The organism is Bacteriovorax sp. PP10 (assembly GCF_035013165.1).
Classification (GTDB): domain Bacteria; phylum Bdellovibrionota; class Bacteriovoracia; order Bacteriovoracales; family Bacteriovoracaceae; genus Bacteriovorax; species Bacteriovorax antarcticus.
Genome location: NZ_JAYGJQ010000002.1, coordinates 1,243,073 through 1,267,800 on the forward strand (window position 1 = coordinate 1,243,073; position 24,728 = coordinate 1,267,800).

The window sequence follows — 24,728 nt, forward strand, 5'->3', positions numbered from 1 at the left end:
TATGACAAATCTGCCACCTGTACTGTACCGTGGATCGGTAAAAAATGTCAGGGGAGAAGTGTCCGCAGAATCTCTGGTTTTTGAATTCTCTGATCGTTATTCTGTGTTTGATTGGGGGGAAATGCCTGATCAATTGGACGAAAAAGGGAAAACGCTTTCTATAATGGGGAAGAGTTTTTTTCAGTACCTTGGAGAGTCTGCAAATTGGGAAGGTCTGTTTTCTTCTGAAATTATTAATCAAACATTTTCTAGTGAGTATTTGTCGGCCTTATCGCAATCTGAAATTTATAAAAGATACTGTGCTCAAGGATTAAATCATCATGCTGTTTTAGATGATGAATTTAATACGCCTTATTTAAAAGTTAAAAATATTTCAGTTATTCGCCCGCCATTTGATGGTGTGAATTATCACTATGAAGCTTACACGGATAAACCTGTGCATGCTTTGGTTCCGTTAGAAGTGATTTTTAGACTTGGGTTATCTCAGGGGAATTCTCTGACGAAAAGATTAGGGAGTGATTTATCCAAGTGGAAGGCGTTTGGATTTAATGAAATTCCAGAAGCAGGATTACTTAAAACACCGATTATTGATTTTTCGACGAAGTTAGAGCGAGGCGATCGTTATCTTGATTATTCTGAGGCCCAGAAAATTTCTGGAATGAATGACTCTGAATGGATTGAACTTCAGCAGATGACAAATCTCATTGCTCTTAATCTATTTCGTTTTCACCATGACCTGGGGCTTGAGCTTTGGGATGGGAAAATTGAAGTGGGATTTATTCCAGGTTCAGATGGAAATCGCTCATTTATATTAGTGGACTCGATTGGGATTGATGAATTAAGGCTCCTTTATAAGGGCAAGAGTTTCTCCAAAGAATTCTTGCGAGAGACTTATAAAGGAAGTGCCTGGTTTTTAAATCTTGAAGCGGCCAAAAAAGATGTTCTAGTTGTTGGGGGAGATTTTAAAGAAGTGTGTCTAAGTAAATACAACTCTTCTCCCTTAAAACTTAATCCAGAAGTGAAAGCAAGAGCGGAAGCCGTCTATAAGAGTTACTCCAATGCAGTGACATCCAAAGTGTTGGGAAAGAAGTTTTTCTCAGAAGAATTTAATTTAGAAGATTATAGCAAGAGGTACTTATGAGAGTTTTAGTTGTTGGTAGTGGTGGGCGTGAGCATGCTCTATGCCATAGTTTAACTCAGTCATCACTTGTTTCTAAAGTGATTGTGAGTCCAGGTAATAGTGGGATGATTCAAACTTTACCTCAATTACAAATTGAAAATATTGGAGCGATGGATATTCAGGGATTGTTGAAGTTAGCTTTGAAAGAAAAAGTTGATTTAACAGTTATTGGACCGGAAGCGACTTTGTCTGAGGGAATTGTTGATCTTTTTAAAGAAAATAATCTTTTAATTATGGGACCTACAAAGGCCGCAAGTTTGCTTGAGACATCAAAAGCTTTTGCTAAAGATGTGATGATGACGAATCAGGTTCCTACTGCGGGATACGCTGAGTTTTTTGAAGCTGATGCGGCCTTGAAATATATTGAAGAGTCGACTTCGCAAAAAATGGTTGTGAAGTGTGATGGGCTTGCTCAAGGCAAAGGCGTGATCGTTTGTCAGAGTAAAAACGAAGCGCGCATTGGTGTGATCTCTCTCATGAAGGAAAAACTTCTGGGAGAGAACATTAATCATATTATTATTGAAGATTTCTTAGAAGGGATTGAAGTTTCCGCTTTTGCTCTTTGTGATGGTTCGAATTATGCCTTTTTAGGTACGGCCTGTGACCATAAGAGACTTCGTGATTATGATATGGGGCCAAATACTGGTGGAATGGGAGTGTTTGCTCCTGCTTCTATTGTAACGGCAGAAGATGAGACCTGGATTAATAAAAATGTTTTTTCTCCAATGATAGAAGGAATGAAAAAAGCGGGAACGCCTTTTTCTGGAATTTTATTTGCTGGTCTGATGAAGACGATGACCGGTTGGAAAGTTTTAGAATTTAATGTGAGATTAGGAGACCCGGAAACTCAGGTGCTGCTTCCTCTTTTAGATGAAGATCTATTACCTTGGTTAGAGGCTTCAGCAAAAGGTGATATTAAAAAGCTTCAAGTTGAGCTTGGTAGATTATCACCAATAAAAAAAGATATGAAAGCCGTCCATGTTGTCATGGCCGCTCATGGTTATCCAGGCACAGAGGGGGAGAAAGTCCGCTCAGGTGATCCGATTAATTTTAATCCAACATTTAATTTAACGGCCTATGACTTTTTGTTCATGGCCGGAGTTGAGAAGACTCATGGTCAGTTGAAAACGAAAGGTGGAAGAGTTCTTGGGATTACGAGTCTTGCCGAGACTTATACCTATGCACGTATTCAGGCCTATGAGTATGTATCGCAGATTGAGTTTTCGGGAGCACAGTACAGAAATGATATCGCCAGAGGACAGATCTAAATGACAAAGATCAAGATTGCCATTCTTGCTTCGGGATCGGGATCAAATGCGCAGGCGATTATGAACTGGGCGCGTACATCTGATATGGCAGAAGTGGTTTGTGTCTTGAGTGATAAGAAGAGTGCTCTTGTTTTAGAGAGAGCAGCGACTTCTGGAGTTCCTGCTTTACTTGTTCGTAAGAAAAAAAGTGAAAGTCGATTAGATTTTGATCAGAAGATGATTGTTAGGCTTGCAGATTATAATCCGGACTGGATTGTGCTTGCTGGGTTTATGAAACTTCTGACTCCGCATTTTTTAAATGTGTTTAAAAATAAGATTGTAAATATTCATCCTTCTCTTCTGCCATTATTTCCAGGAACTGATGGATATGGAGATGCTTTTAGAGCGGGGGGTCTTGAATCAGGATGCACGGTTCATTTTGTTGATGAAGGCATGGATACAGGAAAAATAATTGATCAAAAGAAGTTTGAGTTAATTCATGGTGAGAGTTTTGAAGAGTTTAAAGCACGTGGACTGAAAATAGAAAATGAATTTTATCCAATGGTATTGGAGAAATTATTTAAGGGATTATTATGAGTCATGTTTATCGTTTTGAAATTTACCCGAACGTTTATAACCTGAAAAATGTGACAACACATGAAGAAGGTTTAAAAACCTGGTTTAAAGATTATATGCAGGTGGATTTTTCACAGATCTTTGAGGTGAAATATTTTTTAGTTGAATCCCTTAATCCTATTCATCGAATTCATGATTACGCTGAAGAGGTTTTTACTGACAGTGTAATGGAAAATCTTTTTAGTTCAGAAAATGATAACCAGGAAATTTATCACTCATGGCTGAAGTCCCGTGGATTTAAAAATCCATACTTAATTGATATTGGATTTCGCCCGGGAGTTACTGATAACTCTGCTCATGCTGCCCTTGAAGCATTAAAGCTTATTCCAGCTTTATCGAAAGAAAAGCTGAAGGTGTCATCAGGGGTTATGTACTACGTAGAAGGGACTTCTTTAGATGTCGCCACATTAGAAAAATTAACTTATGAAAAAATGGCGAACTTCCTTTTACACAAAGTTGCCGTCACAACTTCAAATGAACTTGTTCATAACACTCGTTTTAAAAATATTACATTCCCGAATGTGCAAATTAAGGCCAATAAGTCAGCGGCCATTAACCTCGATGTACCGGAAGCTGAGCTCTTGAAGATGAATCAGGAAAACTGCTGGGCCTTAAGTGCAGCAGAACTTACTCACATAAAATCCCATTACAAAACTCTTGGTCGCAATCCAAGTGATGTTGAAATGGAAGTCATCGCTCAAAGCTGGAGTGAACACTGCAAACATAAGATTTTTTCTTCTGAGATTACTTACAGCGAATCAAATTTACCAAAAGGGGTGAAGGCCATTGGGGATTTGAAAGTTAATGGGATTTTTAAAACGTTTATTCGTGGGTCGACGTTAAAGATTAAAGAAGAAAGAAAGCTTCCATGGCTGATTTCGATCTTTCATGACAATGCGGGGATTGTCCGCTTTGACGACAACATTGATGTTTGTATTAAAGTTGAAACTCACAATTCGCCAAGTGCACTTGATCCATACGGTGGAGCGCTGACAGGAATTCTAGGAGTGAACCGCGATATTTTAGGTGTAGGGCTTGGAGCTAAGCCGATCGCGAATACAAACGTATTTTGTCTGGCAGAAAATAAGTATTTTAAAGACAATCAGATTTCAATGCCACTTCTTCTAAAGAATCCTGATCGCATTAAAGAAGGTGTTCATCTTGGCGTTCAAGATGGGGGAAATAAGAGTGGAATTCCTACAGTGAATGGAGCTTTTGTTTTTGACCGCGACTTCGTTGGAAAGCCACTGGTTTTTTGTGGAACGATTGGAGTCATGCCTCAGGTAGAAAATGGTTTAAACACTTGTGATAAAGGTCAGCGTCCAGGGGATCTTATCGTTATGGCCGGTGGAAGAATCGGAAAAGATGGAATTCACGGAGCAACTTTTAGTTCAATGGAATTGGTTGATGGAGTCCCTTCGTCAGTTGTTCAGATTGGAGATCCAATTACTCAGAAGCGCTTGAGTGATTTTTTAATTGAATCGAGAATTCATGGCCTCTTTAATAGTGTGACAGACAATGGGGCCGGAGGGCTGAGTTCAAGTGTTGGTGAGATGGCCCAGTTAACAAATGGGGCGATCGTTAACTTAGAAAAAGCATTAGTGAAGTATCCGGGATTATCTCCTTTTGAATTGATGGTAAGTGAAAGCCAGGAACGTATGACGTTTTCGGTAGCAACAGATAAAATTAACGACTTTTTGATTCTTGCAGAAAAGAGAAATGTAGAAGCTTCGGTTATTGGTGAATTCACTGATAGTGGGTCACTCATCGTAAAATACAATAATGAATTGGTCGCAGATCTTTCACTGCACTTTTTACATGAATCTTTAATGCCGATGCAGCTTAACGCTCATTTTGATGTAAATACAAAAAGTGCACACTGGATTGGAAAGAAGATTGATAAACCACTTCTTCCAAAAAATGATTTTAAGAAAATTCTTTTAGATCTATTTAGAAGTCCAAACATCAGAAGCCATGAACATTTAATCCGTCGCTATGACCATGAAGTCAAAGGGGCAACGATTGTAAAACCTTTTACGGGAACAAAAGAGAAAGGTTACTCGGCACCAAGTGATGCTGGAGTGATCTGGATGAAGCCTCATGGCGGAGATGCAGACAATGCTCTGGCAATTGCCTGTGGAATTTGCCCGAAAGTGACTCAGTATGATTCATACCTGATGGCGGAATACGCACTGGATGAAGCTGTACGAAATGCCGTTTGTGTGGGGGCCAATCCAGATGAAATGGTTTTAGTTGATAACTACTGCTGGCCTGATCCGATTGAGTCGGAAAGAAATCCAGATGCAAAATTAAAGTTAGCTCACTTAGTTCGTTCCTCAAAAGCGCTTTACGATTTAAGTCTTGCTTACGGAATGCCTTTTGTTAGTGGAAAAGACAGTATGAAGAATGATTTTATCGGAAATACTGCTGAAGGTGAAAAAGTTAAAATTAGTGTTCCTCCAACATTGCTTGTAACGGCGATGGGAAAAATTCCAAGCTTGAAAGCTATCACAACTTCAGAAGTGAAAGGTGTAGGGTCTTTGGTTTATTTAATCGGTGAAAAACTAGAGCATTACCATTCTGCTTTTGAATTGAGTGATCTTTATGAAGATTACTCAGTGGAGTATCCACTTCCTTATATTAATGGAAAAAAACAACTCGATTTATACCGTTGCTTTCATAAAGCGATGAGAGAAGAGTTGATTGCGAGTTCTCACGATGTTTCAGATGGAGGAGTCTTGATTTCTCTAGCTGAGAAAATGATGGGAACACCTTATGGGATGAACCTGGAAATAAAAGGTATCAGCGAAAAAGATATGCTTGGATTCTTGTTTAATGAGAGTGCAGGACGTTTTGTTGTCACTGTAAATCCAGCTGATCAAAAGGAATTTGAAGACAATCTCACGGGACATTATTTTATGAAGCTTGGTGTGACTACCAATGATGAAAAATTAATGGTTCATGTTCAGGATCAAACGATTTTAAATGTAAGTGGTCGCGAGTGTATGGAAAACTATAAAGTAGAAGTGGAGGGATTAGTATGAGCTTAGCACGTTCAAATATTAAGGCCTTAATTTTAACAGGGGACGGGATTAACTGTGAAACCGAAACGGCACTGGCCTTTCTTGAAAAGGGAATCAGAGCTGAGATCATTCACATTACAGATCTTATAAATAACCCACAAATTTTAGATACAGCTCACATCTTGGCCCTTCCTGGTGGATTTTCATTTGGAGATGAGATTGGTTCAGGACAAATTCTTGCTCTGAAACTTAAGTACGCTCTTAATGTTGAGTTAAAGAAATTCATTGATAACAAAAAGCTTGTGATTGGTATTTGTAATGGATTTCAAGCATTAGTAAGACTGGGACTTCTTCCAAAACCATTTACAGAAAGAACAATGACTTTAACGAGTAACCGTCAAGGGCACTTTATTAACCGTTGGGTTGATTTAGATGTTCCAACATCTAGTTGTGTTTGGACAAAAACACTTAAAGGTAAAAAAATCAGTCTTCCTATTCGTCACGGTGAAGGAAGAATTGTTTTTAAAGGAAATGCTGAAGACCAGCTTAAAACTTATAAAACTCTTGGTGAAAATGGACAGATCGCTCTTTCATACTCAGAAGATGTGAATGGTTCATACAATGAGATCGCTGGAGTGTGCGATCCAACAGGAAGAATCTTTGGATTGATGCCACATCCGGAAGCGGCGACAAGCGCATGGCATAGTCCATCTGGGAAAGACAAAGGATATGCTGTCGGAATTGGTGCAGCTATCTTTGAAAGTGGAATATCTTATTGTGAAGAAAATTTTAATAATTAAGATGAGGATGAAATGAGAAACGAAAACCGTAAAATTTCGCGTGCCCTGATCAGTGTGACTGACAAGACTAACTTGACGATGTTAGTAGAAACTCTTCATAAAAATAATGTTGAGATCATTTCAACAGGTGGAACGAAAAAGTTTATTGAAGACCTGGGGATTCCTGTAACATCGATTGAAAAAGTGACAGGCAATCCTGAAGCTTTCGGCGGGAGAATGAAATCTATTTCTTTCCCTGTAACCAGCGGACTTTTATTTCGTCGTTACCATGAAACAGATATTGTAGAGGCCCGTGAATTAAATATTGAGCCAATTGATTTAGTTGTTTGTAATCTTTATCCCTTTGAGAAGTACGCAGGAACAAATGCTACAGAAGAAGTGCTGATTGAGAATATTGATATCGGAGGCCCTTTGATGTTGCGTGCGAGCGCTAAAAACTATGAGTCGGTTGCTGTGTTATCAGACGTGAGTGACTATGATTCGTTTTTAACAGGATTCACTGGGACAACGTCTTTTGAAACAAGAAGATCTCTGGCCGTTAGGACATTTAATCGTGTTGCTCAATATGACCTGATGATCGCGGATGAATTGTCTGCAAGATTTGAAGAGAAGAAAGCTCCAGAAGAAAAATCATGGCTTTCGATTGTTGCGAAAGAAACTCTTCGTTATGGGGAGAATCCTCATCAGACAGCGAATATTTTTAAATTAAAAAATACTCAGACTTCTATCAATTTAGTTGATGCTGAAGTTCTGCAAGGAAAAGAGCTTTCTTATAATAACTGGGTTGATGCAGATGCAGCTTGGCGAGTGATGAGTGACATTGCTCATGTCTCAAGTGGCAAAGCGGTGACTGCTGTTATTAAGCATGCCAACCCATGTGGACTTGCGGTTTCCTCAAATCTTTTTTCTTCGCTAGAAGAAGCCTGGAACGGGGACAGTGTCAGCAGCTTCGGTGGGATTATTTCATTTTCACAAACAGTGGATGATCAATGCGCTAAGTTTTTATGTGAGAAATTTATCGAAGTGGTTATCGCTCCTGATTACTCAGCAGAAGCATTAAAGTTTTTTGCTAAGAAGAAAAATGTCAGACTCCTTAAAATTGCCAATCGTCCTAAAGAAGAATCAGAGTTTATTGTAAAAAGTATTTCTGGTGGTCTTCTAATGCAAAATGAAGATGAGAGTTTTGGAAAATCAGAAGAGCTTAAGCTTGTAACAAAAAAAGAGATGCCTTTTGAAACACTTGAGTTGGTTGATTTTGGGATTCTTGCTTGTAAACATTTAAAGAGCAATGGGATTGCTCTGGTTTGTAAGACTCTAGATGGGAATTTTACAATGGCCGGGACGGGGATGGGGCAGCCGAATAGATTGGACTCGCTTCGTTTATTGGCAAAGGTTCGTGCTGAGAATAAAGGGTTGTCGATGGACAATATGCTGCTTGTTTCAGATGCATTTTTTCCATTTGCTGATTCGGTTGAGGTTTGTCATGAGGTTGGGATCAAATCGATTATTCAACCGGGTGGAAGCATCCGTGATGATGAAGTGATTGCAGCTTGTGATAAGTTTGGGATTGCGATGATGACGACTGGGAAAAGGCACTTCAGGCATTAAAAAGGAAAAATTATGGGAATGAATTACAAAGATAGTGGTGTTGATATAGAAAAAGGTGATTTGTTCGTAGAGCGAATCTCGAAAATGGTAAAATCAACTTATAATCAACAAGTCGTCTCAGGTGTAGGAGGCTTCTGCGCCCTTTATGCTCTTGATGAAGACAGATACCTTGCTTCTTCAACAGATGGAGTAGGAACAAAAATAAAACTCGCTATCGACCTGGGTGTGAACGATACAATCGGAATTGATCTGGTTGCTATGTGTGTGAACGATTTAATTTGCTCAGGGGCCCGTCCATTATTTTTCTTAGATTACTTTGCTTCAAGTAAACTTGAATTAGATGTAAGCGAATCAGTCTTAAAAGGAATCGTTGATGGTTGCTTGCAATCAAGTATGGCCTTAATCGGTGGAGAAACGGCAGAAATGCCAGGTATGTATCAAGTTGGGGATTACGATCTTGCTGGCTTCAGTGTTGGTGAAGTGAGTAAGAAAGATTTGATTGATGGAAAGAAGCTGGTCGCAGGGGATGCTTTAATCGGAATCGCAAGTTCAGGTTTCCATTCAAATGGTTTTTCTCTAGTAAGAAAAATTTTAGATGTTAAAAGCTGTGATCTCGATTTAAAAAGGGCCTGTCTGACTCCTACAACAATCTATGTGAAGACAGTACTCTCGTTATTAAAAACTCATAGAGATTCAGTTAAAGGATTGGCCAATATCACAGGATCTGGATTTTTAAACATTCCAAGAATTAACGACACTTTCGATTACCATGTAACAGCTGCACCAGCTCTTCCAAACTTCATGAAAGAAGTATGTGATCTAAGTGGTCTTGATACTGCTGAACTTCATCGTACATTCAATATGGGAGTGGGCATGGTGGTCGCCACTGATAAACCAGAGTTGATTATTGCTGAGCTTGAACGCCTGGGAGAAAAAGCATTCTTACTTGGTCATGTTACAAATGGATCAGGGAAAATTTTCTTGGATAAAACTGAACTTTAGGGTTTTTTAGTATGTTCATCTCGTGCCTTGATGTAGTCGGCACGAGAGATCTTTCCACTTTCAAAAAGTTTTTGATTCAATTGTAAAAACTTCTCATTGCGAGCGTCTTTTAAATCATCCGCTTTAATATTCTGAATATTCTTTTTGTTAGCATAATAAAATGCCGGAATCATCGAGAGACCTAACGTTGTAAAAAAATCGACGTAAGGCAGAGTGAAGATCACAGCGATCAAAAACATCTCTGTCGAAGTGAGTTCACGATCAACAATATCTTTCATTCTTTTGATATCAATCATACGAAAAGGAATGATGAAGAGGTACTTAATCACGATGATAATCATCGTTTCTTTTGGTGCCTGATCTAATGCCTTAAAGGCGTAAGCAAAATGCGGAGCTTCTCTTAATTGTTCAATAAGGTATTTATAATCAGGATTCGCTTTCATCTTATAAAAAGATTCAACAATCTGTGGGTAGTATAGGAAGCGAAATCCAACAAGATTGATAAGTAGGTTTTGGGTAATGTAAGCGGCCCGGCTCAATCTTCCTTGGAGAGAAAAGATATTATTGTTGTATGGAACCGCTTTATTCATTTTATAAAACTCTGTTGAAGACGTGATCAACGGACTTCAGATAAATGTTTCTTAATCCTTCTGGGGTTACTTCCGGAAGTTTTACATCAATTTTTCTGCTTTTAAGTTCGTTTTGAATGAACTCACGGTATTTAAGTGGATTAGATTTTGCTTCCACGTCAAACGATGCGGCCTGAACCACTGTGTATAAATCTTCTCTTGTAAGCGACTCGCAGTTCTTAATTAAGAAGTGCAGGTAGAAACTTGATAAGTAGTGAGTGTGAGCTAGAACTTTACCTTCTATAACTTTCTCATCGATATCAAGCAGGTTGAGAGTAGTTGTAAAACGATCAAGAGCGTACGTTAAAATTCCAAAGTGATCTGGAAGATAAAGTCTTTCTGCACTTGAGTGGCTGATATCTCTTTCATGCCATAGGATTGCATTTTCGAGGGCCATCGTTAAATGTGAGCGAAGAAAGCGCGATAGACCAGTAAGGTTTTCGCTGGCAATCGGATTTTTCTTATGGGGCATTGTGCTTGAGCCTTTTTGACCAGCTCTAAAACCTTCAGCAACTTCTCTCACATCTGAGTGGTGAAGATGACGGATTTCAACAGCAAGCCTTTCAATAGCGTTAGCAACAAGTGAAGTGATAGAGATCATTTTTGCGATTCTATCTCTTGGGATAATTTGAGTTGAAACGTCTTCAACTTTTACACCCAATTTTTTAGCTACACTTTCTTCAATGTCTGGAGTCAGGATCGTATAGTTACCAACAGCTCCTGAGAGCTGAATAGTTAATTCATTGTCGTAGAATTCCTGAAGTTCTGATCTTCTGCGTTTGAATTCAGCATAGTGACCAAGAAGCTTTTGTCCAAAACTCATCGGCTCAGCGTACATTCCGTGAGAGCGACCTAGGGTCATAAGCATCTTCGTTTCGATAGCACGTGCTTTGAGAGCTTCTAAGAAAGCGTCGTATGACTTCATCACGACATCTAAAGAAGATTTAATTTGAAGGGTAAGAGCACTATCAATAACGTCTGAACTCGTCACACCGTAGTGGAAGTACTTTCCAATATCAGCAGGAAGTTGTTCAGTGATTGAAGTGCAGAATGCGATGACGTCGTGTCTGGTTGTTAACTCGATTTCATCAATTCTATCAGTGTGGATTTTTGCCGTGTTCTGGATTGTTTCGGCGATCCCTGATGGGATCATCTTTTTTTCTTCCAGAGCACGCAGCAGTTCAAGCTCGATTCGAAGGAAAGTTTTAAACTTGTTTTCATCACTCCATATTGGTGTAATGGCCTTTGCTTCGTAACGAGGGATCATATTTCATCCTTAGTTTATAGGTAGAAACTCAAGTCAATTCCCATAGTCAAAAAGCCCAGGGTTAAAGAGCGCTGTGAGTTTGTTTCCGTGTCATTCTCTTGAGCTCTTTTTACCACAGCAAGGTTGTAATTGAAATGAGCACCGGCACTAAAATAGTCGTTGAATCTCTTATAAACAGAAAATTTTGCAAGCAGACCAGGCCCTGAAAAAGATTTTCCAGAAAAGTCTTCTTTGTAGCTGTTGTAAGTGATGTTGGCGGCCATTAGTTCATAGATATCGTTAAATGGAAGCAGAGTTTGTGCGTAGCGAGTTTCTCTTCCGATACCTACACCGATCGTTGTGAGAGAGTTTTTTTGCTCTTCTAATTGCTCATCTGTAGCACCTGTGGCCGTTTGATTATTGGCAGAAAACTTTTTGAATAATCCCTTATTCATGGCAAAATTTGTATCGATCCAGTAATTTTCCATTTTCTTTCCGTATGAAAATGTAAAATTGCTCATGTCGGCCGATTTTGTCAGGCTTGGGTTCACACCCATCATGAAAGAAAAGCGGTTTTCGTGAGTAGGGTTGAAAGTGCTGTCAGAATTTAAAATTAATTCAGCAGAGTTTGCAGAGGCCATACTCGCAGTAAATAAAACTGGAAGAATCATTTTTTTTGTTAATTTTTTCATCTTATTTACCCTTTGCCCTTTTTGCCAGTAACTCGAAATTCTCACCTGGGAAATCTTCAATTCCTGCCAGGCGGGCAAGAGTTAATTTTTCTCTTAAATGCTGAAGTTTGATTTGTTCGTAGAAGATTTTAGTCGTCGTTAAATCATCCAGTGCCATTGAGAAATCATAGAATTTTGTTCTTCCACCAAGGTAGTTGTCTAAAATTGTATCAAACGTTTTTTGTAAGCTTGGAAGTCTTGCTTCTAAGATCACTAATTGGTTTTGAAGAGATAAAATCGTCTTATAAGTCTGTCTGATGTTTGATTGAGTGTAGTGAGTGTTTTTCTCAAATTCCTTCATCGCAATTTCTTTCGTGATTCTGCTGGTTGCCAGGCGGTTTGAGTTTAAGAAACCATCTTGACCAGTTAAGCTCCACGTTGTGTTGATAGAGGCCACGAGTTCAACATTTCCTCCACCTGAATAAGTTTCATAGCGAGTTGTGTTTGTTCCAGGTCCAAAGCGGTGGTTGTAAGCACCAAGATTGATCGAGAACTTTGGAAGAGGCATGTTGTCTTTAAGAGCAACATCATAATCTCTTTCAGCATTATCAATGATCACTTTGTTCGTTAAAAGAGTTGGATTGTTTTTTTCAGCAATGGCCACCACTTCATCTAAAGTGATTTTTAGACGGCGGTAATCAAGAGCTTCATTAATGACGTATTTTGTTCCAACCGCATCGGCAATTTGGAAAGCGACACCTTCATCAGCTTGATCCGCAACGATTTTAGCATCGTGGTAATCGTTTTGAGATTTTAAGTATTCACTGCGTGCCTGGTAATAATCTTGTTTCGAAGTTTTTCCTACCGTGATTTTCTCTTTGCTTAAGCGATAAACAAAAGAAGTCTGGCGCAATTCTTCCTGGCGGATTTTTTCGATATTTTTAGAAGACATTAGAGCGAAAAAACTATTGATCAAATCGAGTTTTAATTCACGTTTTGATTCATTGAAAATTTGAGTGTTTCTTTCATAAACTGATTTTTTATTCAGATAAAGAGCGTAGTCTTTACCCCAGTTAAATACAGTGTAATCTCCCAGCGATAATCCTAAAACTCCGCTTGGTGAAGTTGAGTTAGGAACCAGTGGTGGGCGAGAGCTGCTATGAAGATTAGAAATCTTTTGGTTGTCTGTATTAAGAGTCACTTTTAATTCTGGAAGCCAGAAAGCACTTTTAGCACCTGAAAAAGAGATCTCATTTAATTCTTGTCTTTGACCGCGGATATTTTGGTCGTAGTTTTTTCTTAGACCTTGCTCGATCACATCATTGAGCTGCAGGTTTTTGTAAATATCGTTGAGTTTGTATTTGTTAGCGTCTTGCTGAACGTACATTTCAGTTTCTGTCGTTTGCTTTTGCGAGCGAACTTTTTCAACTTTTTTTGGATTTTTTGGTTTTAGTAATTCTTCTTCGGGAATCACACCAGTTCTTTGCTGAAGAGTAGAACCTGCAGGTGCAGGAGTGCTCACTGGCTCAAGGTTCTCAACATCTTCCGTCATCTCATCCACTTTTTTTGAAGGGATTGATTCAGTTTGAGGCATAGGTGCCTCGCCTGCAGGAAGTGTCTGAGGCCCATCGCTTAATTCTTCGTTTGATGTTGATGACGAAGAGTCCAGAGTTTCAATTGTGTCATCGTTATCTTGAGACAATAAAACTTTTGGAGTTAAAAGAGATAATACGGCCAGGGACAAAAAGAGATTTTTGGTCATGTTTGTTCTCTATTTATTCTAAAAGTAACAGTTAAATGTTTAGAATAGGATAGAGGGGGCGATATGCATTGAAAAGTATTTTATAGCGTTACGCCGGGGCAGCCCTTTCGTACGATATTTTCTTCCTGGAATTGAATTTGAGTCAGAATCAGAGTCAGTTCATGTTCTAAATGGCCGAGATTCACTTCTAGTTTTTTCTTTACCGTAACTTTGTTCTCAGGTGTTACACTTTGTAAGTGTTTATTTCTCTCGATCATGGCCAGTATGCGTTGTTTATTGGCAATTTTCTCTTTTCTGGTCTCTGTGAGGATGTCACAGCGGCGGCTGATGCTTGGATCAGTAATGACGGTGCGCTTATAATCTTCGGCATGCGACAATGAGCGGTATCCGATAAAAATAATCAGGAATAGAATTGAAATTCTTTGGGCCATAAGGCGTGCGCTCCTCTATAATCTTAAGCTTATTATATCTATTTTTGGAGACCTTTAAAGTGAGTAAAAAAAGTGTCCTCATTTTAATTCCCGCGCGTTTTGCTTCAACTCGTTTTCCTGGTAAGCCACTGACTTTAATCGCCGGCAAAACCATGATCGCCAGAGTTTTGGAGAATTGCCAAACTGCCTCTCATCCCAACATTGAATTCGATTCATACGTAGTCACTGACAGTGATGAAGTAGAAGCGCATATCAAGTCGTTCTCACAAAATGTTGTGAGAGTGGATGACGATGTTATTTCTGGAACGCTGAGAATTGAATTAGCTTACAATCGTTTTTTCAAAGCAAAAAATTACGACCTTGTGATTAACGTTCAAGGTGATGAACCACTTCTGGAAGGAAGTGACCTCGTACGCCTTGCTGAGTTTCATTTGAGTAAACCATTTGAGATTTCTACATTAGTAAAAAAGCAAATGGGATTTGATAGTTTTTTTCACGATGTGAATAAAGTTAAAGTAGCGATGAGTGAAACAACTGGAAAAGCATTTTATTTTTCTCGAGCAAGTATTCCCTTTAAACGCGATAGTGGAATTGATCCAGTCGGTGATTACTGGTTCCTGCATATCGGTGTTTATTCATATAAACCATCTGCCTTAAGTGATTTTGCGAAGGCCCCCGTTTCAAGATTAGAAGATCTGGAAAAACTAGAACAACTAAGAGCATTGGAAATGGGCATGACAATTGGAGCTCTTGAAACAAAGAGCACTGTAATGGGTGTAGACCATCCTGAAGATGTTAAAAAAGTAGAAGAGGTGTTAAATGGCAGAAAATAAGAAACATAAAAAGTACATTTTCATTACTGGTGGAGTAGCAAGCTCACTTGGGAAAGGATTAGCAGCTGCGAGTATTGCAGGTCTTTTAGAGAGACGTGGAATAAATGTATCGATGTTAAAAATGGATCCATACATCAACGTTGATCCAGGAACAATGAGTCCAACTCAGCACGGAGAAGTTTTTGTTACCGATGACGGTGCTGAAACAGATCTGGATCTTGGTCACTATGAAAGATTCACTTCATTAACACTTAAGCGTGACAGTAACTTTACAACTGGTCAGGTTTATTTAAAAGTTATTGAAAATGAAAGAGCGGGAACATACCTTGGAAAAACTGTTCAGGTTGTTCCGCATATCACGAATGAAATTAAAAGAAGAATTCATGTGGCCTCAGAAAACTGTGACATCTTAATCGGTGAGATCGGTGGAACTGTAGGGGATATTGAATCGCTTCCATTTATTGAATCAATCAGACAATTATCTCACGATGAGGGAGCGGATAACGTTCTCTTCATTCACCTTGTTCTTCTTCCTTATATCGCAGCAGCAGGCGAGCTTAAATCAAAGCCAGCTCAGCATTCGGTTAAAGAATTAATGTCTCAAGGTTTATCTCCACACATCATCATTTGTAGATCTGATCGTGAAGTGGATGAAGACACTCTAGATAAGATTTCTCGTTTTTGTAACGTGGGAAGAAAAAATGTATTCCAGTCAATCGACATGGATTCAATTTATAAAGTTCCACTTGAATTCCACAAGCAAGGTCTTGATGAGAGAATCAGTGAGCTTCTTGGAATTTGGGCACCAGCTGCAAAAATTGAAGACCTGGAAAAAGTTGTTTATAATTTCGGTCACCCTCTAAGAGAAGTGAAGATCGGGATCGTTGGTAAATACACTGACCTGGTAGAGTCTTATAAGTCATTAGACGAAGCTCTTAATCACGGTGCGATTGCATGTCAGTTAAAATTCAAACCCGTTTATATCGACTCTGAACAATTAGAAAAAGGATCAAACCTGGATGAATTGTTTGCAGGAGTTCAAGGGATTTTAGTTCCAGGTGGATTTGGAAGCCGTGGAACAGAAGGAAAAATTAAAGCGATTGAATATGCACGTACGAAGAAGATTCCATTTTTTGGAATTTGTCTGGGGTTACAGCTTGCAGTTATTGAATACGCTCGTCACGTGGCCGGTATTACAGATGCAACATCAGAAGAATTCCAAAGTGGTGGAGCTCATTTGATTCACTATATGGAAGGACAAAGTGAGAAGGGAACAAAAGGCGGAAGCATGCGATTAGGTTCGTATGACTGTCATCTAGAGCCGAAATCTTTGGCAATGAAAGTTTATCAGAATGAAACTATTCAGGAACGTCACCGTCACCGTCTTGAAGTTAATAATATGTACATGGATAAAATTACGGCAGCAGGAATGGTTGTATCAGGGTTTAACCGTGAACTTAATTTAGTTGAAGTGGTAGAGTTAAAAGACCACCCGTTCTTCATTGCTTGCCAATACCATCCAGAATTTAAATCAAAACCATTTTCTCCTCATCCGCTTTTCAAAGCGTTTATTGAAGAATCAGACAAAAATAGGAAGTAACTATGACAAAACCAAAATTAGATTTATTCATCGGCTCATGTGTTCTTGAAAGTGAAGAGATGTCACTTCGTATCGCTGATAAACTTGTAAAAGATTTAAAACCTTTTGAAGATAGAATCACTCTTACTTACAAAGGAAGCTTTGATAAAGCGAACCGTACATCAATCAGCTCTTACAGAGGACCTGGAATTGATGAAGGGATGAGAATCTTACAAAAAGTAAAAGAGACATTCGGTCTTCCGGTATTAACGGATTTCCACGAAGCTTCTCAAGCAATGAAGCTAGCAACTCTTGTTGACGTTCTTCAGGTTCCGGCATTCTTGTGCCGTCAAACTGATATTATCGCAGCTGGAGCAGAAGCTTGTGCTAAGTACGGAAGAATCCTAAAAGTAAAAAAAGGACAATTCCTATCGCCGGAAGATACAAAAAACATCGTTGATAAAGCGACAACATTTCTTCCAAAAAACCAAATCCTTTTAACTGAACGTGGATCGAGCTTTGGATACAACAACCTTATTGTTGATATGGCCTCTTTCCAGATCATGAAGAGTTTCGGAGTTAAAACTGTTCACGATGCTACTCACTGTGTGCAAAGACCAGGTGGTTTAGGAAATGCGACTGGTGGAAAGCGTGAACAAATTTTTGTTTTAGCAAAAGCTGCCATCGCTGCTGGAGCTGACGGGATTTTTATGGAAACTCACCCGGACCCGGATAAAGCATTATCTGATCCAGCGACAAGTCTTCCACTTGACCAAATTAAGTCAATTGTTGAACAATTACTTCGTATCTATGAGGTAGTTTAATAATGGCACAAGCACTAGATGAAAAAAAATCTCTGAGAGTCACAGCTGAAAAGTTTAAAGATAAACTCTCAAAGATTAAAGTTTGTATTTTTGATATTGATGGAATTTTAACTGACGGGAAAATTTCATGGGAAGGTGAGGATGTTGGTTTTAACCGCACAACTCACGCTCTTGATGGGCATGGTTTAAAAATGATGATGGCCGCAGGACTGCATGTCGGAGTTATTTCAGGTGGAGACAGCAAGGGTGTAAGAAAGCGCTTTGTTGAAAACCTAAAACTGAACTTTGCTTATTTTGGAAACGAAGACAAAAGAGAATCCTATAAAAAAGTCCTGGCATTGGGTTATACTGATGAACAGGTTCTTTATATGGCCGATGAGTTTATTGATTTACCAATTTTAAGAAGAGTTGGATTTTCTGCCACGGTTCCGAACGCAAGTTTAGAAATCCAGGAAGCAGTTGATTACATCACTCATCGTGAAGCTGGGGATGCATGTGCTCGCGAAGTGATAGACATTCTTCGTTACGCTCAGAACATTCCTTTGGAATTGATGGAGTTTTAATGAGCGAATTTGAATTAAGATTAAGCCAACTGAAACTGGTGCTGGATGAAACGGTAAAATTTCCCAGCGAGTACTTGTTTAAGTTTATTGTGCCACTTGAAGAAATTCACCAGATCATTTTCATTATGCAAGGGATGGAGATTGAGCAAAAGGCCTCTTCAAGCGGTAAGTACATCAGTGTCAGTGGTAAAATGGTTATGAATACAAGTGAGGAGATCATCCTCGTTTATAAACGTGCTTCAGTGATAAAAGGAATTATCTCACTATGAACGCTTCAAAACACAAAATTGCTCTTGTTATCGGTGCTGGTGCATTTGGGACAGCGATGGCCCAGGTTCTCTCGCAAAACTTTGATAAGGTTATTTTAAAAGTAAGATCTCAGGATATTTACGATGCAATTAAAGGTGGAGAGAATTCAATTTATCTTCCGGGATTAAAAATTGCTCCTAACATTGATGCTGCTCTTACGTGGGATGAAGTTGATAATATCCCGGGGAAAATCGAGTTGATTGTTTCAGCTCTTCCGACAGCGGGAATCAGTGAGTATTTTAATGAAAATTACGACCGCTTTTTAAGTTATCTGATGAAGCGTATTCCGATTGTATCTCTGTCAAAAGGGATCGATCCCAATACACTTGAGCTCTCAGACGATTTATTCTTTGATATGTACCCACACTTTAAAGACCATTTCTGCTTTTTATCAGGGCCTAGTTTTGCTCATGAGATTATGCAGGAACAAATCACTTTAGTGACACTTGCAGGACGATCTAAAAAAGTTTTAGAAGAAGTTTCAGCAATGATGAATACTAATTCATTCAAAGTGCTGGCGAGTTACGATATTAAAGGTGTTCTTTTAGGTGGAGCTTTAAAAAACATTCTGGCGATTGCCGGAGGGGTTATTGAAGGTCTGGGTTACAACCACAACACTCGTGCAGCGATGATCACTCGTGGGATTGCAGAAATGCTTCGCTTTGGTGCCGTCTATAATGCCCGTCCTGAAACTTTTTATGGCTTATCAGGAATGGGGGATTTAATTCTTACGACCACAGGGGATCTTTCAAGAAATAAAACATTTGGACTTGAGCTGGCAAAAGGTCGTAAGGCCGAAGAAATTATTGCTTCTCAACGATCAGTTGTGGAAGGTTATAAAACTGCCAAAGCAGCTCACTTTATTTCAGAGCAATTTGATATCCGCGCACAAATTTTTAATGGTGTGTACGGTGTTCTTTATAATGAACTAGATCCAAGAGAAGTTATTACAAAACTGATGAGAACTCCGGGGCGTTTTGAGTGATTGAATTAAAAGACCGCTTCTTAGGTTGTCTTTTAGGTTTAGCAGTGGGAGACGCCCTTGGTGCTCCTGTTGAGTTCAAAGAAAGAGGATCTTTTCCTCCCGTAGAAGAAATGCAGGCCGGTGGACCTTTTAATTTAAAAAAAGGGCAGTGGACTGATGATACAAGTCTCGCTTTATGTCTTGGTACCAGCCTTATTGAAAAGAAAGGATTCGATCCTTACGATCAGGTTGAGCGTTATGTGAAATGGTTCCGTGAAGGTTATATGAGCTGCACGGGCAACTGTTTTGATATTGGCAATACAACGAAGGCCGCTCTTTTAAGATACGAAGAAAATAAAGATATCTATGCCGGTGCAGAAACTGATCCAGCGACTAATGGATCACTGATGAGACTGGCGCCTATTCCACTTTTCTATTTAAATAATTTAGAAGATACAATTAAGTACGCTGGACTTAGTTCTAAAGTCACGCACGCCCCACTTAATTGCATTAAGGCCTGTGAAGATTTAGCACGCTTTATTCACAGAGCACTGCTTGGAAAATCTAAAGAAGAAATTTTTGCTGATTCCACAATTGATTTTAAGAAGTCTTACGAAGAAGTTTCAGGGAAAGGGGATGCTCTGTTATGCCTGGAAGGAGCAATGTGGTGCTTTTATCACTCAGCAAGCTTTGCTGAAGGAGCGAAGATGGCCGTGAATCTTGGAGATGATACAGACACAACGGCAGCGGTTTTTGGCCAGGTGGCCGGTGCTTTTTATGGAGTGAACTCCATTCCAGCACCGTGGCTTAATGATCTTTGGGATAAACCCATGATTGAAAATCTTGCCCTTGATTTATTTAATTCAAATACTCTTTAATTCTAGCGATTGTGACCGTCTCTCCAAGATTAACTAATGTTCCGTCTTTTTTCTGAATGAAATAAGCAGGCACTCCCACTAATCCATTTGCTCGAAGGAAACTTCCGATCACTTCATCTCTTTTTGTCCAGTCACCAAGTAAAAGTTTTAAGTCTTTTTCTTGAACCAGGTCTTTAAAGGCCTGAGTGTCTAAAACTAATTTCTCATTCACTTTACAAGTGAAACACCACTTGGCCGTAAAATCGATAAAGACCACTTGTTGATTTGTTTTATGGTCATTCATTTTTGCTTCTGACCATGGCTGCCAGTCTAGACCTTTGCTTTGTTTGTCTCTGATCATGGCCGTTTGTTCATCTGCACTTGCAACTATCGTTGTCGTTGTGATGTTAATGAAAACACCAAGAGCTATAAGGAAACTTGCAGCTCCAATCCATTTCTCTTTTTTCTTTGAAAGTAAAAATCCTACAAAGATAAACACCAGGATTGTTCCTAGTTTTATTAAATGTGAAGATCCATCGACAAGAGCATTGTAAACATCAAGAAGCCAGATCATCGTTAAGAGAAGAGTGACACCTAAAACTTTTTTAACAGTGTTCATCCAGTTACCAGGTTTTGGTAAGAAGGCCACCAGCTTTGGGTAAACTGCAGTCAGGATAAAAGGAAAAGCTAATCCCAGACCGATCATAATGAAGATCAGATAAATTTCCATCGTTGAAGAAGTGAAAGCAAATGTTAAGGCCGTTCCTAAAAAAGGAGCAGAACAAGGAGTCGATAAAACAGTTGCTAGAACTCCGCTCAAGAAATCGCCACCAAAACTTTCTGAAGTTGAAACGTTTCCTAGTTTAGATCCACCAGGAGTTCTGAATTCAAACAGGCCAAACATATTTAAAGCAAAAATGAAAAGACCAGTCACCATCACGGCAATGAAGTTAGGCGATTGAAGCTGGAAGCCCCATCCGACTTGTGAGCCGATAGATTTTAGCGAGAGAACTACTGTGGCCAGAGTGATGAAGGTAAAAAGAATCCCCATCGTGTAAAAGAAGTTGTGACGAAGAATTGTTTTGTGTGATTCGTTTTTATATTTCACTAAACCAAAGAGTTTAATGGAAATAACAGGGAGTACACATGGCATAATATTGAGGATTAATCCACCAACGAAAGCAAGAGCAAGATAATAGACGATTGAGTTCGTAGACGTTGCAACGATTGTTTTTGTTTCAGTCGGCCCGATTGGAGTACCACCCATATCAGCAGGCGGTGCTTCAGTTGTTGCTGCAGCGGCCACGGCCACTTCAGTTAAATCAAACCCGGAAAATTTCTTTTCAATAACAATCGTTTTTCTTTCGATCGGATCGTTGAATAAAAATCTAAGTGTATAAGGTTTTTTAAATTTACCATCTTTGGGAAGATCTTGCGGAGGTGTCTGGTATTCTCCATCCCAGCTGATTTCAGTCACACCAGTCAGTTCATTCGTTCCTGCTGTCACTTTCTCATGTTTCACATCAAAAGGGATTTGCGGGAAAGCATAAAGAAGATTGTTATCTTTTAAAAAACTCATATCAGTTGTTTTTGCAACTTTGTAATTTAAGACCAGAGTGTTGGGAGCTTTTCCTTTTGCCAGACGAAGATCCAGGTAAGCTGGAATCGGCATAACTCTAGGAAGCGCTTCAAATCTTTCTGAGAGCACAGTGGCCTCATACTCAGGCATTAAATCAGGAGTTGTCGTAGTGATTTTTCCTGGAGCAAGCTTGAAGGTTGTGATCATTTGCCCGGGAACGCAAATATGCTTACACACCAGCCATGTTGATTTGAGTTCAATCGTCTTGCCATTCAGTTTATTAAAGTCAGCTTTTTTTAATTTGTAGAAGAATGAGTACGTTCCTTCATACCCGTAGGCCCAAAGGTCTCCGGGCTCAATGAAGCGATTAGGTGCAGGCCATTCCATCTCGTCAAACTTCACTTCTTTTGCGTCAACTGTGAAAACATTTTTAACCGCAAGGCCTGCGTCGCCTGGATTTTTCCAGTAAGTGTGCCAGTGTGGGAAGTTTTCAAAATTTAGTGCAATGAATTCATCATTGCCTGCTTTAAAAGTTTGAATACCAAATTTTACTGGTTTTGCCGGGACTGATTCATCGGCAGCAAAAGCAGTAAAAAATGATAGCGAAAGAATCATGAGAATGAATGAGCGCATAGTATAAGACCTTCCTAAAAATGGGTGTGTCATCTATAATTATCCTTAAGAATTTTAACCTATTTTAGCCTTTAAAAACAACTTTTAGAAATGTTAACAGATAATTCACAAAGTCCTTACAAAGAGTTTACAAAGGCCCTATTAACGACATAATGTTTAGTACATAAAAGCTTAATATAATGGGTAGCGATGCTAAAAAAACTCTATCTTCTACTAGATTTCTTTCTTCCGGAACACGTTGCTGAACAAGTAGATATTGCCACTGTCTTTCGTGCGCGCTCTATTGTCGCGGCAGGGATACTAGGCATTATAGTCTGTGCCATACTTTTTATCGGAACCACGATATTAGAAGTACCTCTATTCATCCGAATTGGCGTGCTTTGTAGCATCATAGTTTTCTTCACGTTAATTATCTTTCTTAAGACACGTACAACCAACTTCGAAGTTTCGCTGAATGTCGGAGCTTTCCTGCAAATCAGTGTGCTTTTTCTGGCCATCTACGCTAGCGCTTTTTCGACCCACGGTTTAGGGTTCTTTTCTCTTATCTGGCTTATTCCATTATTTTTAATGTCGGCCTTCTATTTTAAACCATCATATGCGTTAATCTTTTTTGGAATCAACATTGTGGTCATGGGTGTGATCATTAATCTTTTGAATTACAAATTCTTCGTGCCTATTGAAACGGTTTCAAACTTTAAACCACTTTTTCTTTTTTATTTCATGCTGGTTTTTGTTTCATGTTTTTTAATGAGTTATTTATTTGTTCAATTAAATGAGCATCTAAAAGAAGAAATTGGAAAACAAAAAAATCTTCTGCTTGAAAGTGCTAAGTTCCAGTCACTAGGGCAAATGGCCTCAAACCTTGCTCACGATATTAACAATCCACTTTTTACGATTCAGGGGAAACTTCACCAGATCAGAAATCTTTTTTCTCATGATGAACTGGACCTGGATAAATGTGATCATATTATTGAAGAAGTAGAGAGCACGATTTTAAGGCTTTCTCAAATTGTTAAAGGGATCAGTACTTTTGCCAGACAAGGTCACCAGGATCAGATGGTGTCTGTGAGTGCCGATGAACTGATAAGAGGAATTGTGCTTCTTGGTTCAGATCGCATTGTTCAATCGGGAATTGCTTTTGATTTAAAAGTGGCGCCGGATACGAGAGTGATTTGTTATCCATCATACATTTCACAGGTCCTTATCAACCTGCTTAACAATGCTATTGATGCACTAGAAAATGCTGAAGTGAAATTGATTCAGGTCGAAGCTCTTGCCACTGACAAGTGGATTGAAATTCATATTAAAGACAGTGGACCTGGTGTGACCGCTGAAATTGAATCAAAAATCTTTGATTCTTTTTTTACAACTAAAAAATACGGAAAAGGGACGGGACTTGGTCTTTCTATTTCGAAAGGTCTTGTGGAAACCCATGAAGGTTTATTAAAATATCATCGAACAGGTAACATGACCGACTTTACGGTCTATCTTCCGACTTATGAGTAACTTTCGCTATAAACCAGAACGCATCATCTGCATGACTGAAGAGTCTGTTGAGTTCCTGCATGCCATTGGCAGAAGTGACCTCATTGCTGGTGTTTCAGTTTATGCGAAGAGGCCAGCTGAAGTCTCACAGCATCCCGTGATCTCTAGTTTTACTCACGCCAATCTTAAAAAAATTCAAAAGATTAAACCTGACCTGGTTATTGGTTTTTCCGATATCCAAAAAGACATCGCCAGAGATTTAATCGCTGAAGGGATTGAAGTTTATATTTCTAATCAAAGATCGATTGATGAAATCTTTCGTTACATGTGGATGTTAGGGCACATGATTGGTGAGGCCGAAAAAACGAATACCTACTTGAGAGTCCTGGAAGAAAAGATAGCGACAGCTAAAACTTTTGCGAAAGCTATGAAGAAGCGTCCTAAGGTTTACATTGAAGAGTGGGACGAACCACAGATCTGCGGGATCCGCTGGTTTAGTGAGCTGGTTAGTCTTTGTGGTGGAGTGGATATCTTCGAAGCAAAGTCTCTGGACGGAATTAAGGCCTCTGATCGCTTCGTGACCAATACTGATGTAGGTCTTGCTAACCCAGATATTATCCTGGCCTCTTGGTGCGGGAAAAAGGTCGATATTCAGAGTATTAAGGATAGAGCAGAGCTTAAAGACTGCTCGGCCGTAAGAAATAATACAATTTACGAATTGGAGCCGGAAATCTTCCTGCAACCAGGTCCAGCTCTTTTTGTGGACGGTATTGATCGGTTAATCGACCTATTTAGCTCATATAATTCAAAATAATCAGACATTCTAAATTTCATTAAATTTTTTTTTCTATCTGCCGAAAATCATAA

At 39.2% G+C, this 24,728-nt stretch carries 22 protein-coding genes; 16 read left to right on the forward strand and 6 right to left on the reverse strand.

Annotated features, from left to right (window positions below):
* Position 1 precedes the first annotated feature (1 nt).
* From SHI21_RS16085 to purM, 7 genes are read left to right on the forward strand one after another with little or no spacing between them, the layout of a single operon-like run.
* Positions 2 to 1,141, forward strand: a complete 1,140-nt coding sequence (locus tag SHI21_RS16085; RefSeq protein WP_323577895.1) for a phosphoribosylaminoimidazolesuccinocarboxamide synthase — start codon at positions 2 to 4, stop codon at positions 1,139 to 1,141.
* Positions 1,138 to 2,448, forward strand: coding sequence for a phosphoribosylamine--glycine ligase (gene purD, locus SHI21_RS16090; protein WP_323577896.1), 1,311 nt, complete (start codon positions 1,138 to 1,140; stop codon positions 2,446 to 2,448). Before SHI21_RS16085 ends, purD begins: the two co-directional genes overlap by 4 nt.
* Positions 2,449 to 3,024, forward strand: a complete 576-nt coding sequence (purN, locus tag SHI21_RS16095) for a phosphoribosylglycinamide formyltransferase (protein WP_323577897.1) — start codon at positions 2,449 to 2,451, stop codon at positions 3,022 to 3,024. It abuts the gene before it with no gap.
* Positions 3,021 to 6,107, forward strand: coding sequence for a phosphoribosylformylglycinamidine synthase subunit PurL (locus SHI21_RS16100; protein WP_323577898.1), 3,087 nt, complete (start codon positions 3,021 to 3,023; stop codon positions 6,105 to 6,107). Before purN ends, SHI21_RS16100 begins: the two co-directional genes overlap by 4 nt.
* Positions 6,104 to 6,886: a phosphoribosylformylglycinamidine synthase subunit PurQ gene (locus SHI21_RS16105; RefSeq protein ID WP_323577899.1), complete on the forward strand. Its 783-nt coding sequence runs from the start codon at positions 6,104 to 6,106 to the stop codon at positions 6,884 to 6,886. Before SHI21_RS16100 ends, SHI21_RS16105 begins: the two co-directional genes overlap by 4 nt.
* A 12-nt stretch (positions 6,887 to 6,898) precedes the next feature.
* On the forward strand, positions 6,899 to 8,494 hold the full coding sequence (gene purH / locus SHI21_RS16110; protein WP_323577901.1) for a bifunctional phosphoribosylaminoimidazolecarboxamide formyltransferase/IMP cyclohydrolase: 1,596 nt from the start codon (positions 6,899 to 6,901) through the stop codon (positions 8,492 to 8,494).
* Between the two features lie 12 nt (positions 8,495 to 8,506).
* Positions 8,507 to 9,496, forward strand: coding sequence for a phosphoribosylformylglycinamidine cyclo-ligase (gene purM, locus SHI21_RS16115; protein ID WP_323577902.1), 990 nt, complete (start codon positions 8,507 to 8,509; stop codon positions 9,494 to 9,496).
* On the opposite strand, the gene SHI21_RS16120 is transcribed toward purM, so the two are convergent.
* The 5 genes from SHI21_RS16120 to SHI21_RS16140 all read right to left on the reverse strand — a co-directional run bounded on the left by SHI21_RS16120 (position 9,493) and on the right by SHI21_RS16140 (position 14,235).
* Positions 9,493 to 10,086 carry a hypothetical protein gene (locus SHI21_RS16120; protein WP_323577903.1) on the reverse strand — a complete coding sequence of 198 codons (594 nt, stop codon included), beginning with the start codon at positions 10,084 to 10,086 and terminating at the stop codon, positions 9,493 to 9,495. The two genes, purM and SHI21_RS16120, sit on opposite strands and share 4 nt — an antisense overlap.
* A gap of 1 nt (position 10,087) precedes the next feature.
* The gene (gene purB / locus SHI21_RS16125) at positions 10,088 to 11,392 is read right to left on the reverse strand and encodes an adenylosuccinate lyase (RefSeq protein ID WP_323577905.1); all 1,305 of its coding nucleotides are present in this window, start codon (positions 11,390 to 11,392) and stop codon (positions 10,088 to 10,090) included.
* Positions 11,393 to 11,406: 14 nt separating this feature from the next.
* Positions 11,407 to 12,063, reverse strand: a complete 657-nt coding sequence (locus SHI21_RS16130; protein ID WP_323577906.1) for a hypothetical protein — start codon at positions 12,061 to 12,063, stop codon at positions 11,407 to 11,409.
* 1 nt (position 12,064) lies between these two features.
* Complete coding sequence (locus tag SHI21_RS16135; protein WP_323577907.1) at positions 12,065 to 13,804, reverse strand: TolC family protein; 1,740 nt, start codon at positions 13,802 to 13,804, stop codon at positions 12,065 to 12,067.
* Between the two features lie 80 nt (positions 13,805 to 13,884).
* Complete coding sequence (locus tag SHI21_RS16140; RefSeq protein WP_323577908.1) at positions 13,885 to 14,235, reverse strand: hypothetical protein; 351 nt, start codon at positions 14,233 to 14,235, stop codon at positions 13,885 to 13,887.
* Positions 14,236 to 14,294: 59 nt separating this feature from the next.
* Here SHI21_RS16140 and SHI21_RS16145 point away from each other — a divergent pair, with 59 nt between their 5' ends.
* The 7 genes from SHI21_RS16145 to SHI21_RS16175 are packed head-to-tail and all read left to right on the forward strand — an operon-like array spanning position 14,295 to position 20,185.
* Positions 14,295 to 15,068: a 3-deoxy-manno-octulosonate cytidylyltransferase gene (locus tag SHI21_RS16145; protein WP_323577910.1), complete on the forward strand. Its 774-nt coding sequence runs from the start codon at positions 14,295 to 14,297 to the stop codon at positions 15,066 to 15,068.
* Entirely contained in the window at positions 15,055 to 16,668 is a 1,614-nt protein-coding gene (locus SHI21_RS16150; RefSeq protein ID WP_323577912.1) for a CTP synthase, read from the forward strand. Before SHI21_RS16145 ends, SHI21_RS16150 begins: the two co-directional genes overlap by 14 nt.
* Positions 16,669 to 16,670: 2 nt before the next feature.
* Entirely contained in the window at positions 16,671 to 17,471 is an 801-nt protein-coding gene (gene kdsA, locus SHI21_RS16155; protein ID WP_323577913.1) for a 3-deoxy-8-phosphooctulonate synthase, read from the forward strand.
* Between the two features lie 2 nt (positions 17,472 to 17,473).
* On the forward strand, positions 17,474 to 18,034 hold the full coding sequence (locus tag SHI21_RS16160) for a KdsC family phosphatase (protein WP_323577914.1): 561 nt from the start codon (positions 17,474 to 17,476) through the stop codon (positions 18,032 to 18,034).
* Positions 18,034 to 18,303, forward strand: coding sequence for a DUF493 domain-containing protein (locus SHI21_RS16165; protein WP_323577915.1), 270 nt, complete (start codon positions 18,034 to 18,036; stop codon positions 18,301 to 18,303). Before SHI21_RS16160 ends, SHI21_RS16165 begins: the two co-directional genes overlap by 1 nt.
* A complete protein-coding gene (locus tag SHI21_RS16170) occupies positions 18,300 to 19,328 on the forward strand; it encodes an NAD(P)H-dependent glycerol-3-phosphate dehydrogenase (protein ID WP_323577917.1) in 1,029 nt (342 codons plus the stop codon). The genes SHI21_RS16165 and SHI21_RS16170 overlap by 4 nt, the downstream gene beginning before the upstream one ends.
* Complete coding sequence (locus SHI21_RS16175; RefSeq protein ID WP_323577919.1) at positions 19,325 to 20,185, forward strand: ADP-ribosylglycohydrolase family protein; 861 nt, start codon at positions 19,325 to 19,327, stop codon at positions 20,183 to 20,185. The genes SHI21_RS16170 and SHI21_RS16175 overlap by 4 nt, the downstream gene beginning before the upstream one ends.
* Here SHI21_RS16175 and SHI21_RS16180 read toward each other — a convergent pair.
* A complete protein-coding gene (locus SHI21_RS16180; protein ID WP_323577920.1) occupies positions 20,166 to 22,409 on the reverse strand; it encodes a protein-disulfide reductase DsbD family protein in 2,244 nt (747 codons plus the stop codon). The two genes, SHI21_RS16175 and SHI21_RS16180, sit on opposite strands and share 20 nt — an antisense overlap.
* 156 nt (positions 22,410 to 22,565) lie before the next feature.
* Between SHI21_RS16180 and SHI21_RS16185 the strand changes: the two genes are divergently transcribed.
* Both SHI21_RS16185 and SHI21_RS16190 read left to right on the forward strand, forming a co-directional pair.
* Positions 22,566 to 23,882 carry a sensor histidine kinase gene (locus SHI21_RS16185; protein WP_323577921.1) on the forward strand — a complete coding sequence of 439 codons (1,317 nt, stop codon included), beginning with the start codon at positions 22,566 to 22,568 and terminating at the stop codon, positions 23,880 to 23,882.
* Positions 23,875 to 24,675 (forward strand): ABC transporter substrate-binding protein, encoded by an 801-nt coding sequence (locus SHI21_RS16190; RefSeq protein WP_323577923.1) that lies wholly within the window; start codon positions 23,875 to 23,877, stop codon positions 24,673 to 24,675. The genes SHI21_RS16185 and SHI21_RS16190 overlap by 8 nt, the downstream gene beginning before the upstream one ends.
* Positions 24,676 to 24,728: the final 53 nt, after the last annotated feature.

Coding starts and splice junctions, on each gene's coding strand:
- SHI21_RS16085 (WP_323577895.1), top strand. CDS start 2: ATGACAAATCTGCCACCTGTACTGTACCGTGGATCGGTAAAAAATGTC.
- purD (WP_323577896.1), top strand. CDS start 1,138: ATGAGAGTTTTAGTTGTTGGTAGTGGTGGGCGTGAGCATGCTCTATGC.
- purN (WP_323577897.1), top strand. CDS start 2,449: ATGACAAAGATCAAGATTGCCATTCTTGCTTCGGGATCGGGATCAAAT.
- SHI21_RS16100 (WP_323577898.1), top strand. CDS start 3,021: ATGAGTCATGTTTATCGTTTTGAAATTTACCCGAACGTTTATAACCTG.
- SHI21_RS16105 (WP_323577899.1), top strand. CDS start 6,104: ATGAGCTTAGCACGTTCAAATATTAAGGCCTTAATTTTAACAGGGGAC.
- purH (WP_323577901.1), top strand. CDS start 6,899: ATGAGAAACGAAAACCGTAAAATTTCGCGTGCCCTGATCAGTGTGACT.
- purM (WP_323577902.1), top strand. CDS start 8,507: ATGGGAATGAATTACAAAGATAGTGGTGTTGATATAGAAAAAGGTGAT.
- SHI21_RS16120 (WP_323577903.1), bottom strand. CDS start 10,086: ATGAATAAAGCGGTTCCATACAACAATAATATCTTTTCTCTCCAAGGA.
- purB (WP_323577905.1), bottom strand. CDS start 11,392: ATGATCCCTCGTTACGAAGCAAAGGCCATTACACCAATATGGAGTGAT.
- SHI21_RS16130 (WP_323577906.1), bottom strand. CDS start 12,063: ATGAAAAAATTAACAAAAAAAATGATTCTTCCAGTTTTATTTACTGCG.
- SHI21_RS16135 (WP_323577907.1), bottom strand. CDS start 13,804: ATGACCAAAAATCTCTTTTTGTCCCTGGCCGTATTATCTCTTTTAACT.
- SHI21_RS16140 (WP_323577908.1), bottom strand. CDS start 14,235: ATGGCCCAAAGAATTTCAATTCTATTCCTGATTATTTTTATCGGATAC.
- SHI21_RS16150 (WP_323577912.1), top strand. CDS start 15,055: ATGGCAGAAAATAAGAAACATAAAAAGTACATTTTCATTACTGGTGGA.
- kdsA (WP_323577913.1), top strand. CDS start 16,671: ATGACAAAACCAAAATTAGATTTATTCATCGGCTCATGTGTTCTTGAA.
- SHI21_RS16160 (WP_323577914.1), top strand. CDS start 17,474: ATGGCACAAGCACTAGATGAAAAAAAATCTCTGAGAGTCACAGCTGAA.
- SHI21_RS16165 (WP_323577915.1), top strand. CDS start 18,034: ATGAGCGAATTTGAATTAAGATTAAGCCAACTGAAACTGGTGCTGGAT.
- SHI21_RS16170 (WP_323577917.1), top strand. CDS start 18,300: ATGAACGCTTCAAAACACAAAATTGCTCTTGTTATCGGTGCTGGTGCA.
- SHI21_RS16180 (WP_323577920.1), bottom strand. CDS start 22,409: ATGACACACCCATTTTTAGGAAGGTCTTATACTATGCGCTCATTCATT.
- SHI21_RS16185 (WP_323577921.1), top strand. CDS start 22,566: ATGCTAAAAAAACTCTATCTTCTACTAGATTTCTTTCTTCCGGAACAC.
- SHI21_RS16190 (WP_323577923.1), top strand. CDS start 23,875: ATGAGTAACTTTCGCTATAAACCAGAACGCATCATCTGCATGACTGAA.